Source organism: Streptomyces sp. NBC_00162 (assembly GCF_024611995.1).
Classification (GTDB): Bacteria; Actinomycetota; Actinomycetes; order Streptomycetales; family Streptomycetaceae; genus Streptomyces.
In genome coordinates this window covers 3,767,261-3,780,886 of record NZ_CP102509.1, presented here as the reverse complement: position 1 = coordinate 3,780,886, position 13,626 = coordinate 3,767,261, and the positions used below count along the sequence as shown (strand labels likewise).

13 protein-coding genes are annotated in these 13,626 nt (G+C 71.8%); 8 read left to right on the top strand and 5 right to left on the bottom strand.

Translation table 11 applies throughout. The features are described 5' to 3' along the window. The first annotated feature begins 2 nt into the window (after positions 1–2). The 3 genes from JIW86_RS17445 (at position 3) to JIW86_RS17435 (ending at position 2,666) form a co-directional block, all read left to right on the top strand. The gene (locus JIW86_RS17445) at positions 3–776 is read left to right on the top strand and encodes a class II aldolase/adducin family protein (RefSeq protein WP_257554725.1); all 774 of its coding nucleotides are present in this window, start codon (positions 3–5) and stop codon (positions 774–776) included. Between the two features lie 102 nt (positions 777–878). Then, positions 879–2,135, top strand: a complete 1,257-nt coding sequence (locus JIW86_RS17440) for a hypothetical protein (protein ID WP_257554723.1) — start codon at positions 879–881, stop codon at positions 2,133–2,135. An 18-nt stretch (positions 2,136–2,153) separates the two neighbouring features. Further along, the gene (locus JIW86_RS17435) at positions 2,154–2,666 is read left to right on the top strand and encodes a TQO small subunit DoxD (RefSeq protein WP_215143882.1); all 513 of its coding nucleotides are present in this window, start codon (positions 2,154–2,156) and stop codon (positions 2,664–2,666) included. Here the strand turns inward: JIW86_RS17435 and JIW86_RS17430 are convergent. Further along, entirely contained in the window at positions 2,612–2,836 is a 225-nt protein-coding gene (locus JIW86_RS17430; protein WP_215143880.1) for a hypothetical protein, read from the bottom strand. The two genes, JIW86_RS17435 and JIW86_RS17430, sit on opposite strands and share 55 nt — an antisense overlap. After that, on the bottom strand, positions 2,823–4,106 hold the full coding sequence (locus JIW86_RS17425) for a PspC domain-containing protein (protein WP_257554719.1): 1,284 nt from the start codon (positions 4,104–4,106) through the stop codon (positions 2,823–2,825). The genes JIW86_RS17430 and JIW86_RS17425 overlap by 14 nt, the downstream gene beginning before the upstream one ends. A 131-nt stretch (positions 4,107–4,237) precedes the next feature. On the opposite strand from JIW86_RS17425, the gene JIW86_RS17420 reads away from it, so the two are divergent. The 3 genes from JIW86_RS17420 to JIW86_RS17410 all read left to right on the top strand — a co-directional run bounded on the left by JIW86_RS17420 (position 4,238) and on the right by JIW86_RS17410 (position 7,416). Then, positions 4,238–5,536 carry an ATP-binding protein gene (locus JIW86_RS17420; protein WP_257554717.1) on the top strand — a complete coding sequence of 433 codons (1,299 nt, stop codon included), beginning with the start codon at positions 4,238–4,240 and terminating at the stop codon, positions 5,534–5,536. Then, on the top strand, positions 5,533–6,222 hold the full coding sequence (locus JIW86_RS17415; RefSeq protein ID WP_215143877.1) for a LuxR C-terminal-related transcriptional regulator: 690 nt from the start codon (positions 5,533–5,535) through the stop codon (positions 6,220–6,222). The genes JIW86_RS17420 and JIW86_RS17415 overlap by 4 nt, the downstream gene beginning before the upstream one ends. Positions 6,223–6,312: 90 nt before the next feature. Continuing rightward, entirely contained in the window at positions 6,313–7,416 is a 1,104-nt protein-coding gene (locus JIW86_RS17410; protein WP_257554715.1) for an alpha/beta hydrolase, read from the top strand. Positions 7,417–7,444: 28 nt separating this feature from the next. On the opposite strand, the gene JIW86_RS17405 is transcribed toward JIW86_RS17410, so the two are convergent. Both JIW86_RS17405 and JIW86_RS17400 read right to left on the bottom strand, forming a co-directional pair. Further along, positions 7,445–8,527, bottom strand: a complete 1,083-nt coding sequence (locus JIW86_RS17405; RefSeq protein ID WP_257554713.1) for a C40 family peptidase — start codon at positions 8,525–8,527, stop codon at positions 7,445–7,447. Between the two features lie 128 nt (positions 8,528–8,655). Beyond that, positions 8,656–9,009, bottom strand: a complete 354-nt coding sequence (locus tag JIW86_RS17400; RefSeq protein ID WP_215143873.1) for a hypothetical protein — start codon at positions 9,007–9,009, stop codon at positions 8,656–8,658. Positions 9,010–9,122: 113 nt separating this feature from the next. Here JIW86_RS17400 and JIW86_RS17395 point away from each other — a divergent pair, with 113 nt between their 5' ends. Together JIW86_RS17395 and pcrA are read left to right on the top strand one after the other, a co-directional pair. Continuing rightward, positions 9,123–9,464 carry an ArsR/SmtB family transcription factor gene (locus tag JIW86_RS17395; RefSeq protein ID WP_215143871.1) on the top strand — a complete coding sequence of 114 codons (342 nt, stop codon included), beginning with the start codon at positions 9,123–9,125 and terminating at the stop codon, positions 9,462–9,464. A 12-nt stretch (positions 9,465–9,476) separates the two neighbouring features. Continuing rightward, positions 9,477–11,984: a DNA helicase PcrA gene (gene pcrA, locus JIW86_RS17390; protein WP_257554710.1), complete on the top strand. Its 2,508-nt coding sequence runs from the start codon at positions 9,477–9,479 to the stop codon at positions 11,982–11,984. A gap of 16 nt (positions 11,985–12,000) precedes the next feature. On the opposite strand, the gene JIW86_RS17385 is transcribed toward pcrA, so the two are convergent. Beyond that, positions 12,001–13,476 carry a M23 family metallopeptidase gene (locus tag JIW86_RS17385; protein WP_257554708.1) on the bottom strand — a complete coding sequence of 492 codons (1,476 nt, stop codon included), beginning with the start codon at positions 13,474–13,476 and terminating at the stop codon, positions 12,001–12,003. Positions 13,477–13,626: the final 150 nt, after the last annotated feature.

Below are 13,626 nucleotides of genomic sequence, written 5' to 3'. Positions count from 1 at the left end.
CCATGCCGGATCAGCCCGTACCCGTACCCGTGGAACGGCTGGGCTTCGAGATGCCGCCCGCGCACGCGGATCCGGCCGACGAGCGCGCCCACCGCAAGGAGCGGCTGGCCGGGGCGCTGCGGCTGCTGGGGAGGCTCGGGTACGAGGACGGGGTGTCCGGGCACGTCAGCGCGCGGGACCCGGAGTTCGAGGACTGCTACTGGGTGAACCCCTTCGGGCGGGCCTTCGCCGGGCTGACCCCCGGCGACCTGCTGCTGGTGGACGGGGACGGGCGGGTCGTCCAGGGGGACCGCCGGGTCAACGAGCTGGCCTTCGCCGTGCACGCCGCCGTGCACCGGGAGCGCCCCGGGGTGGTGGCCGTCGTGCGCACGCAGGCACCGTACGGCCGCGCCCTCGCCAGTCTCGGCGAGCTGCTGGCCCCGATCTCCCAGGAGGCCTGTGCCTTCTACGAGGACCACGCGCTGCTGGACGAGTTCGCCGGAGCCGAGGACGCGAGCCGGATCGGGCGCGCGCTGGGCCCGTACAAGGCGCTGATCCTGCGCAACCGGGGGCTGCTGACGGTCGGGGACTCGGTGGACGCGGCGGTCTGGTGGTTCATCGCCGCCGAGCGGGCCGCGCAGGTGCAGCTGATCGCGCGGGCGGCCGGGAAACCGGTGCCCATCGACCACCACAGCGCGGTCGCCACGCGGGAGCGGTTCGGGTCCGATCTGGCCGCGTGGGTGAACTACCAACCCCTGCGCCAAAACGGTGACACGCCGGTGGCGTCAACATCATGAACCGTTAATCACCTGCTCTGACATCGTGCGCAATCCGGAACACTGCCGCAGTGGTGCACAATTCGCTGGCATTGCACCGTAGTTCAGAGAGGCGGCACGCACGTGGCTGTCCAAGAGATGTCCCGTGGTACTCACACCGCAGCCTGCGCCTGCGACGACTGCGCACGGGAAGGACACCGCCGCGCCATGGTCGCCTTCCTCGAGAAGCGCGACGAGTTCGCTGCCGGACAGGGGGTGCCGGACGCCGTGGCCCACTCCCTGGGAGCGTCCCGGCAGTGGGTCTCCGACGAGCTGACCCTGTCGGCCCGCACCGTCGCCGACCGGGGCCGGGAGGCCGGGAACTCCTGGCTTTACCTGTTCTCGCGGCGCGCCGTGCTCGCCGTGTGGATCGCCGCCGGGATGCTGCTCCTCGTCCAGGTCGGCACCGCGCTCGGCACCGGCTGGTCCACGGCCCGTACCGCCGGGCTGCTGGCGGCCCTCGTACTGGCCGGGCTGCTCACCGTCGCGGCCCGCGCCCAGTCGGTGCGCGGCGGGCTGCTGGCCCCGCTGGTCGGCGAGGACAACCGGCTGTCCACTTCCAAGGCGGTGCCGAGCGCCTGGGTGGTGCTGACGGCGTTCGCCGCGCTGCTGCCCGCGCTGCGGCTCGCGGCCTCGGCGCCGGGCCCCGAGCGGCAGGCCCTGTACGCGGGGCTGGCCCTGGACCGGGCGCTGCCGCTGCTGGCGGTGGTCTCGCTGACCTCGGTGGTGGCCGTCGTGGTGCGCCGGGTGGTCACCGTACGGATCATGGGCCAGCGGCTGCAGAAGCTGCCGGCCGACCGGCCGCGCGGGGTGGACCTGCTGACGGACGACGCGGGGCGCGGGAGCTTCCCGGACGCGCAGTACGTGCTCGTCTCCACGGTGGTGCTGGCCTACGCGGCGGTGTCGCTGGCGCGGTTCCCGGACCGGCTGCCGCAGCTGCCGTGGGCCCTGGCCCTGCTGGTGGCCCTGTCGGCCGTGGTGTACATGGCGGCCAAGTACGCGGAGGGCACCCGCCCGCTGGTGCTGGCGGTGGTGCGCAGACGGGAGCCCGGGGACCTGGACGCGGCCGTCCGCCCCGGGGACGACATCGAGATCCGGGGGGTGGGCTTCGTGCCGCCCGGGGCGCAGACGCCGGAGATGCTGGCCCGGCTGGTGGTGCGGATCGGGGCGGTGCACGTGCACGTGCCGCTGGTCCCGGTGCCGGGCGGGTTCACCAACCCTTCCGACACCGTGCTGACGGTGCCGGTGCCGGCCGAGGTGGAACCGGGGCGGATCGACATCCAGGTGGTGACCGCCGCCGGGGTGGAATCCAACCGATGCATCATCGACGTGGCCGAGTGATCGGGGTACACATGACGCGTGACCCGAACTGATGTCTCTGGTGTCCCCCTGCTGAACGCCCCCTCGTTGAGGGAGCAAGCGGGCCGGCACGCACTGCTGCCCCTGCGGATCTTCCTCGGCGTGACCTTCGTCTACGCGGGCCTGGACAAGCTCACCGACTCCGCGTTCCTCTCCGCCTCCGGCGCCGGCTCCATCGGGGAGCTGATGCGGGGGGTGCGCGACACCTCCGCGATCCCCGCCATGGTGGACATGGCGCTCGAGGCCCCCGTCGGCTTCGCCGTCGCCCTGGCCATCGGGGAGCTCCTCGTCGGCCTCGGGACGCTGGCCGGCCTGCTGACCCGTGTCGCGGCCGTCGGCGGAGCGCTGATCTCGCTCAGCCTGTGGCTCACCGTGTCGTGGGCGGTGACCCCGTACTACTACGGCAACGACCTGATCTACCTGATGGCCTGGACCCCGCTGATCCTCGCCGGGGCGCCCTACCTGTCGCTGGACTCGCTGATCCGATCGCGGTGGTCGCGCCGTACGGCGTAGGTCACCATCCCGGTCAGCGCGGCGAGCGAGAGGCCGCCCACCGCGAGCGGGATGACCAGGAACCAGGGCACGTCGGCCTCGCCGCTGCTGTCGAGCAGGTACAGCACGCCCGCCACCAGCAGCGCCATCCCGGCGATCAGCCGTCCCGGCTGGAACTCATGACGCCGCACGGGCCACCTCCACCTGTCCCACACCCGTGTTCAGGTGCAGCTCGATCGTCCCGCCGGCCTCGGTGCCGGCGGGGGGCGGCAGGGTCGCCTGCCGGTGTTCGCCGCCGCCGCGGACCCGTACGTCGTCGCTCGTGTCCCCGGGCATCTGGATGTCGCCCAGCCGGATCGAGACATCGGCCTCGGCCGTCACCTCCCGGGGCACGATCACCTTCAGCCGCCCCGCGTCCAGGGAGGCCCCGACGGCCAGCGTGGTGCCCTTCGGCACGTCCAGACGGCTCAGGTCCAAGGTGGCGAGCCCGGTCCCCGCCTCGTACACGGGCCGTACGTCGGCCACCGCCGCCGGGCGCCAGTCGACCTCCTGCCAGTCCGTGCCGATGTCCCGGGGCAGTACGGCGGCGCCCGCGAGCAGGCCGGCCGTCAGCACGGCCAGCACGACCGTGCCGAAGCCGGTGCGCCCCAGCAGGGAGCTGACTGCGAGGCCCAGCCCGAAGACGACCAGCGCGGCGGCCAGTCCGGTCTGCAGGGCCTCGCCCAGCGGCCGGCCGTGCCAGTCGACGCTCGCTCCGATGATTCCGGCGATCAGTGCCAGGACGAAGACCCGGCCGCCGATGCCGCCGCGCGGGCGGGCCGGGGCGGCGGGCGCCTTCGCGGGGACGGCCGGCGCCGTGCCGGGCTCCGCCGGGGCGGAGTCGGCGGGGCCCCACAGGTACCCCGTCGCGCCGACCGGGCCGGTGGTGCCGTCCTTGACCAGCGGGTCCCGCCACCAGGACGGGCCGCCCGGGGTGGGCGGAGCCTTCGTCTCCGGCGGGGCGGGGGCCTCGGTCTCGACCGGGTTGGCGGTCCGCCGCCGCTGCGACCAGTACGAAGCTCCGCCCAGCGCCAGGATGACCAGCACCGAGAAGACCGCGAGCACGCCGTTGTCCAGCATCGACAGGAACAGCGCGCAGCCCACCAGCGCGGCGAACACCGCCGCGAGCGTGGCGCCCTCGACCCGGCCGGTCAGCATCTTCTTCGCCTCGCTGTCCTCCTCGCCCTCCTGGGGGAGCAGCAGCCACGCGAAGCCGTAGAAGATCAGGCCGACGCCGCCGGTGACCGCGAGGACGCCCAGCACGATCCGGAAGATCACCGGGTCCAGGTCGAAGTACCGGCCCAGGCCGCCGCACACGCCCGCGAGGACCTTGTCGCGCTTGCTGCGGCGCAGGGGAGGCCGGGCGTCGGGAGGCTGGGGCGCCCCGGGCCCTGCCGGCGGGGCATCGTGTACTTCGGTCATGGGTCCATGGTGACGGGCCGCGGCGGCCCGTGGCATCGGGCCCGACCCTGGCACAACCCTGATATCCCCCGGGTGGAATTGGGGGGCAGCCCTGATGCCCGGCCGCCTCCGCGCGTGTGACCCTTGGTGACATGCCCGCAGCCGCCGCCGCTCCCCGTACCCCGCTCGCACCCGACATAGACGAAGCGCCGCAGCGCAAGCTCTACCGCAGCGCCGACGGCCGGATGCTCGGCGGTGTCGCGCGGGGTCTCGCCGGGCACCTCGGGCTGCCGGTGATCTGGGTCCGGCTGGCCTTCCTCGGCCTGTTCATGTGGGGCGACGGCCTCGGCGTGCTGCTGTACGCCGCGTTCTGGGTGTTCGTACCGCTGGGCGTCGGCGGCCGCAGCGGGCACCGCTCCTACTTCGAGACCCTGCCCGACGGCACGCGCCGCCTGCGCAAACCCGACAAGGGGCAGATCAGCGCGCTGATCGCGCTGTGCATCGGCGCGGGCATCTTCATCTCGCAGGTCCAGGTCGGCGGCGCCTCCGGCCGGTACGTGTGGCCGACGCTGCTGGTCGGGGCCGGGGTGGTCCTCGTATGGCGGCAGGCCGACAACGCCCGCCGGGCCCACTGGACCGAGGCCGCCGGACGGCACGGGCGGCTGCTGCAAGCGGCCCGGGCGCTCGCCGGAGTCGCCCTGGTCGGCGTCGGCCTCACCGTCTTCATCGTCGTGCGCGGCTCCGCGGCCCAGCTCGGCAACGTCCTCACCGCCACCCTCGCCGTCCTCGTCGGCGTCGCGCTGCTCGCCGGACCCTGGCTGATCCGGATGACCCAGGACCTCTCCGAGGAGCGCCTGATGCGCATCCGCGCCCAGGAGCGCGCCGAGGTCGCCGCCCACGTGCACGACTCGGTGCTGCACACCCTCACCCTGATCCAGCGCAACGCGGAGGACGTCGGCGAGGTGCGCCGGCTCGCGCGGGCTCAGGAGCGGGAGTTGCGGAACTGGCTGTACAAGCCCGAGGGCACCGGCAAGGACGAGGCCGAGGAGCCGGCCACCCTCGCGGAGGCCGTGAAGAAGACCGCCGCCGAGGTGGAGGACCACCACGGCGTCCCCATCGAGGTCGTGGTCGTCGGCGACTGCCCGCTCGACGAGCGGCTGGCCGCACAGGTCCAGGCCGCGCGCGAGGCGATGGTCAACGCCGCCAAGTACGGTGGCGAGGGCGGGCCGGTGCAGGTGTACGCGGAGGTGGAGGGGCAGACGGTGTTCGTGTCCGTACGGGACCGGGGACCGGGCTTCGACATCGACGCGGTACCGGACGACCGGATGGGCGTACGAGAATCGATCATCGGCCGGATGCAGCGCAACGGCGGGACCGCACGGCTGCGGTCGGCGCCCGACGGCGGCACGGAAGTCGAGCTGGAGATGGAGAGGGCGGCGAACGCAGCATGACCGAGGACAGCGGTGTGCAGGAGACCCGGCGCGTCAGGGTGGTGCTCGTAGACGACCACCGGATGTTCCGGACCGGCGTACAGGCCGAGATCGGCGAGACCGGGCGGACCGGGGTCGAGGTCGTCGGCGAGGCCGCCGATGTGGACCAGGCCGTCACCGTCATCACCGCCACCCGGCCCGAGGTCGTCCTGCTGGACGTGCACCTGCCCGGCGGCGGCGGGGTCGAGGTGCTGCGGCGCTGCGCCCCGCTGATGGCGGCGTCCGAGAACCAGGTGCGGTTCCTGGCCCTGTCGGTGTCGGATGCGGCGGAGGACGTCATCGGGGTCATCCGGGGCGGCGCGCGCGGCTACGTCACCAAGACCATCACCGGCTCCGACCTGGTGAACTCGATCTTCCGGGTGCAGGATGGGGACGCGGTGTTCTCGCCGCGGCTGGCGGGCTTCGTGCTCGACGCCTTCGCCTCCACGGACGCCCCGCCGGTCGACGAGGACCTGGACCGCCTGACCCAGCGCGAGCGCGAGGTGCTGCGGCTCATCGCGCGCGGGTACGCGTACAAGGAGATCGCCAAGCAGCTCTTCATCTCGGTGAAGACGGTGGAGTCGCACGTCTCGGCCGTGCTCAGGAAGCTCCAGCTCTCCAACCGGCACGAGCTGACCCGCTGGGCGACGGCCCGCCGGCTGGTGTAGCCGCAGGACGATCCGACGATCCCGATGTGATCCATGCCGCAGGGGGGAGGGGCAACCGGGAACGGCCGTGCGGCCCTCTACGTTCCCGTGATGAGCCTGACGGGGACCCCCCTCTTCGCGACGGCGGTCGCTCTGACCGTGATCGCCGTCGTCCTGCCGCTGGCCGTGTGGAGCAAGGTGCGCGGCCCTGCCGTCGTACGTGTCGCGTCCCGCGGCCTGATGGTGGTGTTCGCCCAGGTCACCGCCATCGCGCTGGTGTTCATCGGGGTCAACCGGGACATGACCTTCTACGCCTCCTGGGGCGATCTGTTCGGCACCGGAAAGTACGTCACCGCCGCCCCCGACCTCGGGCCGGACGGGCTGGGCGGGAAGAAGGCCGAGTCCGCGCCGAAGGTGAAGCAGGCCTTCCAGCCCGTCGAGGGCCTCGGCGGCCGGGTCCAGAAGACCGAGCTCGACGGCAAGATCTCCGGGGTCAAGGGCGACGTCATGGTGTGGCTGCCGCCCCAGTACGACGACCCGGCCTACAAGGACAAGAAGTTCCCCGTGGTCGAGCTGATCCCGGGCATACCGGGGACGGGCAAGTCCTGGTTCCAGGGGCTCAAGGCGCACGAGGTGCTGGAGCCGCTGATGAAGAGCGGCAAGGTGCAGCCGTTCATCCTGGTCTCGCCGCGCGCCATGCTGCTGGGCAACGCCGACACCGGCTGCGCCAACATCCCCGGCAAGGTCAACGCCGACAGCTGGTTCAGCGTCGACGTCCGCAAGATGGTCACCGACAACTTCCGGGTCTCGGAAGAGGCCCGCACCTGGGGCGTGGCCGGGTACTCGGCCGGGGCGTACTGCGCCGCCAAGCTGGCGATCAACCACCCCGACCGCTACAGCGCGGCCGTCTCCCTGTCCGGCTACAACGACCCGGGTCAGGAGCCCTCCTCGCTGGTGGCCCAGGACCCGGAGCTGCGCCGCACCCACAACCTGAAGCACCTGCTCCAGACCACGCCCACGCCGCCGGCGGTCTCGCTGTGGATGTCGGGGGCGGAGCAGGACGGCTACCTGTCCGGCATGGACCTCAAGGCCATCGCGAAGAGCCCGACCGCGGTGCACTCCGAGAAGGTGACCGGCGGGCACAACCTCGACTCGTGGTCGAAGCAGCTGCCCCAGACCTTCGACTGGCTGAGCAAGACGGTCAAGGCGCCGTAGCCGCTGCGGGCTGCGGCGCTGCGCGGGGCTACGCGGGGCGGGAGGCGCCCGCCCAGGGCATCGAGTCGATCGGGGCCACCCGGACCGTCGACCCCGGACGCGGTGCGTGGATCATCTGGCCGTTGCCGATGTACATGCCGACGTGCGTGACCCCGGAGTAGAAGAACACCAGGTCGCCGGGGGCCAGCTGGTCGCGTGAGACGCGCCGGCCCGCGTTGATCTGGGTGTAGGTGGTGCGGGGGAGGGAGACCCCGGCCGCGCGCCAGGCCGCCTGGGTCAGGCCCGAGCAGTCGAAGGAGCCCGGACCCGTCGCGCCCCAGATGTACGGCTTCCCGATCGCCCCGTGCGCGAAGGCCACGGCGCGGGCCGCACGGGAACCTCCCCCAGCTACCGCTGGGAGGTGCCCCCATGACGGCGGCGGCGGGGGCGCGGACTGCGGGCGGGCGGCGGGGGTGGCGGGATCGCCGCCGCCCGAGCGGGCCTCGTACGCGGCACGCTGCTCGGCGGTCAGCTTGGCCAGCAGCTGCTTGGCGGTGGTGAGCTTGCCCTCGATCTCGGCCTTGTGCTCGGCGAGTTCATCCCGCTGCGCACGGAGGTCGGCGAGGTGTCCGGCGGCCTGCTCCTTCAGCTTGCCGACCTCTTCGAGCCGGCGGCGTACGGTGCTGATCCCGGCGGCGTTGCGGTCCCCGGCGCGGGAGATGAAGGAGGCCTGGGACAGGTACTCCTGCGGGTCGGCCGCCATCGCGAGCTGGACGGCGGTGCCCAGGGACCCCTTGCGGTACTGGCCGGCCGCGAGCGAACCGAGCGTGCCGCGGGCGGCGTTGAGCTGGTCGGTCTTGCGGGCGGTCTCGTCGCGCAGGCCCACCAGCGCCCGCTCGGCCTCGTCGGCCTGCTGCTTCGCCCCGTTGTACCGCTCGGTCGCGGCCTCGGCCTCCTCGTAGAGCCGGTCCACATCGGCCTCGACCTGCGCGGGCGTGGGGCGGGGGTCGGCCTGGGAGGTGCCTTCGAAGGCGGTGGCGGTGGCAGCGCCCGCGAGGGCGAGGGTGGTGGCGGCGGTCCGTACGGTGCCGCCGGAAAGCGGGCGCTGCCTGGGCTTTCGGTGACTGGCCACGAGGGCCTCACGTCCTTCCTCTCTCGGTGCTTGGAGGAGGACGCTAGACCCGGAGGTAACGGGCAGATGACGGGATGATCGTAAGTGGTCTGATGCGACCGCGGTTGGCCGCGGGGGACCGATGCGGATCAGTGCCAGAGGACCGCGATGAAGATATTGACCACGGTCAGACCGCCCACCACGCCGAACAGCGACTTCTCCACCCGCTCCTCGTCACGCTTGACGTAGACGAGGGCGAGGATCACGAAGAGGAGCGCCAGCTTCACGCCTATCTTGACGTTGTTGACGGCCGAGCCGTCCATCTCGTTGAAGCCGACGAGGAGTACGCCGGTGACGAGCATGGTGAGCGCGCCGTGCAGCATGGCGGGCACGAACCGGGCGGTGCCCGCGCTCATCGCCTTCATCTGGGTCAGGAACCCGCCGAGGAGCGAGGCGATCCCGATGATGTGCAGGCCGACGAAGACATTGATGAGTACGTCCATGGCGTCGAGCGTACGGGCGGGCTTCCGGGCCCTGGAGGGCGGGTGCCGGGGCCCCGAGGGCCGGTGCCCCGGGGGCTGGAGGTGTCCGTTCGGGTTTTGCGTACAGTTGCTCCATGGCCGCCGACGAGCTCCACCACCCCGACGCCTCCCGGATCGAGCTGGTCGACGTCCTGGCGGCCCTCGGCCATCCCGTCCGGCTGGAGATCGTCCGGACCCTCGCCGGCTCCGGGACGGAGGTCTTCTGCGGCGCCGTGGCCACCGGGCTCCCGCGCTCCACCGTCACCCACCACCTGCGCACGCTGCGCGAGGCCGGGGTGATCTGCCAGCGGCCCGAGGGCCGCAAACTCTTCCTGACCCTGCGCCGCGAGGACCTGGAGCGGCGCTTCCCGGGACTGCTGACCCTGGCCGTCGGCGATTTTCCGGGCCCGGGACCGGCTGTCGGTCCCGCCCCCTAGACTCGGAATGCGATGAGCAGCCTCTTTGACGACAGTTTCCTGGCGGACCTCAGCCCCTCCGACGAGGTCCCGCCGCCGCCCGAGGACCACGCCGCCCCGGAGCCGGAGGCGGACGATCTCTTCGGGGGCCGGTTCGACGTACCCATGTCCGGGGACGCGTACTACCGGGACGGTGCCCCCAGGCCCGTCATCGACCCGGCGGCGCTCCTGGACGGGCTGAACGAGCAGCAGCGCGCGGCGGTGGTGCACGCGGGTTCGCCGCTGCTCATCGTCGCCGGCGCCGGCTCCGGAAAGACCCGGGTGCTGACCCACCGCATCGGACACCTGCTGTCCGCGCGGAACGTGCACCCCGGCCAGATCCTGGCGATCACCTTCACCAACAAGGCCGCCGGAGAGATGAAGGAGCGCGTCGAAAGCCTGGTCGGCCCGCGCGCCAACGCCATGTGGGTCTCCACCTTCCACAGCGCGTGCGTCCGCATCCTGCGCCGCGAGTCGAAGCGGCTCGGCTTCACCTCCTCGTTCTCGATCTACGACGCGGCCGACTCGAAGCGCCTGATGGCGCTCGTCTGCCGCGACCTGGACCTGGACCCGAAGAAGTTCCCGCCCAAGGCCTTCAACGCCAAGATCTCGAACCTGAAGAACGAGCTGATCGACGAGGAAGCCTTCGCCGACACGGCGGTGGACGGGTTCGAGAAGACCCTGGCCCAGGCGTACGCGATGTACCAGGGGCGGCTGCGCGAGGCCAACGCGCTCGACTTCGACGACATCATCATGACCACGGTCCACCTGCTCCAGGCGTTCCCGGACGTCGCCGAGCACTACCGGCGCCGCTTCCGGCACGTGCTGGTGGACGAGTACCAGGACACCAACCATGCCCAGTACACGCTCGTGCGCGAGCTGGTCGGCACCGGCTATCCGGACCTGCCGCCCGCCGAGCTGTGCGTCGTGGGTGACGCAGACCAGTCGATCTACGCCTTCCGCGGTGCGACGATCCGCAACATCCTCCAGTTCGAGGAGGACTACAAGGACGCGACGACGATCCTGCTCGAGCAGAACTACCGCTCCACGCAGACGATCCTCTCCGCCGCCAACGCGGTCATCGAGCGCAACGAGAACCGCCGCGCCAAGAACCTGTGGACCGAGGCCGGTACGGGCGCGGTCATCACCGGCTACGTCGCGGACACCGAGCACGACGAGGCGCAGTTCGTCGCCGACGAGATCGACCGGCTGACGGATGCCGGGGACGCCAAGGCGGGGGACGTCGCGATCTTCTACCGGACCAACGCGCAGTCGCGTGTGTTCGAGGAGATCTTCATCCGCGTCGGGCTGCCCTACAAGGTCGTCGGCGGCGTCCGTTTCTACGAGCGCAAGGAGGTCCGCGACGTCCTCGCGTACCTGCGCGTGCTGGCGAACCCCGAGGACAACGTCCCGCTCCGCCGGATCCTGAACGTGCCCAAGCGCGGCATCGGCGAGCGCGCCGAGGCGATGATCGACGCGCTCGCGATGCGCGAGAAGATCACCTTCCCGCAGGCGCTGCGGCGGGTGGACGAGGCCTTCGGCATGGCCGCGCGCTCGACGAACGCGGTGAAGCGGTTCAACGTGCTGATGGAGGAGCTCCGCACGATCGTCGACTCGGGCGCGGGCCCCGCGGTGGTGCTGGAGGCGGTGCTGGAGCGTACGGGCTACCTCGCCGAGCTCCAGGCGTCGACCGACCCGCAGGACGAGACGCGGATCGAGAACCTCCAGGAACTGGCGGCGGTGGCGCTGGAGTTCGAGCAGGCGCGGGAAGCCGCGGCGGCCGAGGCCGCCGAGACGGGGGCCCCTGCTCCCGGTTCCGGCACGCTGGCCGAGTTCCTGGAGCAGGTCGCGCTGGTGGCCGACTCCGACCAGATCCCGGACGAGGACACCGAGGGCACGGGCGTCATCACGCTCATGACCCTGCACACCGCCAAGGGCCTGGAGTTCCCGGTGGTCTTCCTGACCGGCATGGAGGACGGGGTCTTCCCGCACATGCGGTCGCTGGGCCAGACCAAGGAGCTCGAGGAGGAGCGCCGCCTCGCGTACGTCGGCATCACGCGTGCGCGCGAGCGGCTGTACCTGACCCGGTCCTCGATGCGCAGCGCCTGGGGGACGCCCTCGTACAACCCGCCGTCGCGGTTCCTCGAGGAGATCCCGGCGGAGTACCTGCAGTGGAAGCGCACGGGCGCGGCCCAGAAGCCGGCGGGTCCGATCCGGAGCTCGGGCCAGGGTGGTGGGAAGACGTCGTTCGGCACCTCGCCGGAGGCGTTCCTGTCCTCTTCGCGCACGAAGTCGGGCCCGTCCGGGTTCGCGACGCGCCGGGCCGCCGACAAGCCGGTGATCGCCCTGGTGGTCGGGGACCGGGTGACGCACGACCAGTTCGGACTCGGCACCGTCATGGAGGTCAAGGGCGCGGGCGCGGACGCGCAGGCCACCATCGACTTCGGGGACGACAAGCCGAAGCGGCTGCTCCTGCGCTACGCGCCGGTGCAGAAGCTGTAGCTCTGGCTGTCGGGGGTCAGTTCGGGTCCAGGCCGTGGCTGCGGAGCCACGGCAGGGGGTCGATCGCGGACCCGCCGCCGGGCCGTACCTCGAAGTGGAGGTGCGGTCCGGTGGAGTTGCCGGAGTTGCCGGAGTACGCGATGACGTCGCCGGCCTTGACCTTGCCGCCCCGGATCTTGGTGCTGCTGAGGTGGCAGTACCAGGTCTCGGTGCCGTCGGGCGCGGTCACTATGGCCATGTTCCCGTAGGCGCTGTTGTACTGGGTGCGTACGGTGCCGTCGGTGGCGGCCATGACCGGGGTCCCGTAGGCCACCGGGAAGTCGATGCCGGTGTGCACGGACATCCACATGCCGCCGGCCTGGCCGAAGCTGGCGCTGAGGCCGTGCTGTTCGACGGGGATCGCGAACTTGGGGCGGGCGGCCTCCTTGGCCGCGGCTTCCTCCGCCTTCTTCTTCTTTTCGTCCTCCTGGCGCTGGCGCAGGTCGATGCGCTCCTGCGTGCGGCTCGCGCGGTCCGCGAAGTCGCCCGCGTCGGCGCTGAGCGCCGCCAGTTGGGTGTCGAGCTTGGTGTTCGCCGCGACGGGCTTCACCGAGGCCGGGTCGGGCGCGGCCATCGTGGTGGTGTCCTCGCCGGGCTTCTCCGTGCCGGTGAGCCCGCCGACGGAGGCGGCCGCGACACCCGCGACGCCCATCACGCAGGCGGAGGGGACGGCCACGGTCAGCAGGGCGGAACGCTTCGCCGGGGTGCGGCGACGGCTGCTGCCGCCGCCCGCCTTGGCGTTGCCCTTGGCCGCGGTCCGGCGCGCGGCGCGCGGCACGGAGGGGGAGGTGACGGGCATCGCCTGGGTGGGGAGGTCGTGGACCTCGGGCGTGTCGGTGACTTCCTCGGGGAGGACCTCGAAGACGGAGGTCTCGCTGTAGGTGTCTCCGTAGGCGTCGCTCTCGCCGACGGCGTCCTGGGCCGGGATGTGGACCTCGTAGGCGTAGTCCGCGGCGGGCGCGGCCGCCTCGTACGTGTACTCCTGCTGCTGCTGAGCGGGTTGGTACTCGTACTGCGTCTGGGCCTGGGTCTCCGTGACGGTGTTCCAGGCGGTGGCGTCGTACGCGCCGGTCTCGGTGCCGTAGCCCGGCATCGCCCAGTGACCGGTCTGCTCGGCCGAGGTGTCGTACCCGAAGGGGGCCGGCTGCTGGTACTCGGTGTAGCCGGAGTAGTCCGTGTTCTGCGTGTTCTGGGTGTTCCAGGCGCTCGCATCCCACTGCCCCGTGCTGTCCGCGGGCATGCCCTGGGACGGGATCGTGGTCAGGTACGCGTCCTGAGAGGTCCATGCCGTGGTGTCGTACGCGCCCGTCTCATAAGAGCCGTATGCCGCGTAGTTGACCCCCTGGCCCTGCGTTTCATAGGAAACGTAGGTCGAGTCACCAGCGAAAGTGGTGGTGGCAAGGCCGTCATACCCGGGATCCGGGTACTGGCCCGGCGAGGGGCGGTCGTTCACCAACTTCTCTTTCGCCTCGGCATTGGGGGGCCTGGGTGGCCGGGGAACTCGGGGTTCACCGGAGGAGAGCAGTGGCGTGACTGTACCCGGCGGTTACTCGCAACGACAATCTTCGGAGGGTTTCCACCTCGCCGGAACCGGGCATTCGGC

Excerpts from the sequence above, each read along its gene's own strand:
- JIW86_RS17415 (WP_215143877.1), top strand. The coding sequence starts at position 5,533 with ATGACCGAGGACAGCGGTGTGCAGGAGACCCGGCGCGTCAGGGTGGTG.
- JIW86_RS17410 (WP_257554715.1), top strand. The coding sequence starts at position 6,313 with ATGAGCCTGACGGGGACCCCCCTCTTCGCGACGGCGGTCGCTCTGACC.
- JIW86_RS17400 (WP_215143873.1), bottom strand. The coding sequence starts at position 9,009 with ATGGACGTACTCATCAATGTCTTCGTCGGCCTGCACATCATCGGGATC.
- JIW86_RS17425 (WP_257554719.1), bottom strand. The coding sequence starts at position 4,106 with ATGACCGAAGTACACGATGCCCCGCCGGCAGGGCCCGGGGCGCCCCAG.
- pcrA (WP_257554710.1), top strand. The coding sequence starts at position 9,477 with ATGAGCAGCCTCTTTGACGACAGTTTCCTGGCGGACCTCAGCCCCTCC.
- JIW86_RS17420 (WP_257554717.1), top strand. The coding sequence starts at position 4,238 with ATGCCCGCAGCCGCCGCCGCTCCCCGTACCCCGCTCGCACCCGACATA.
- JIW86_RS17395 (WP_215143871.1), top strand. The coding sequence starts at position 9,123 with ATGGCCGCCGACGAGCTCCACCACCCCGACGCCTCCCGGATCGAGCTG.
- JIW86_RS17445 (WP_257554725.1), top strand. The coding sequence starts at position 3 with ATGCCGGATCAGCCCGTACCCGTACCCGTGGAACGGCTGGGCTTCGAG.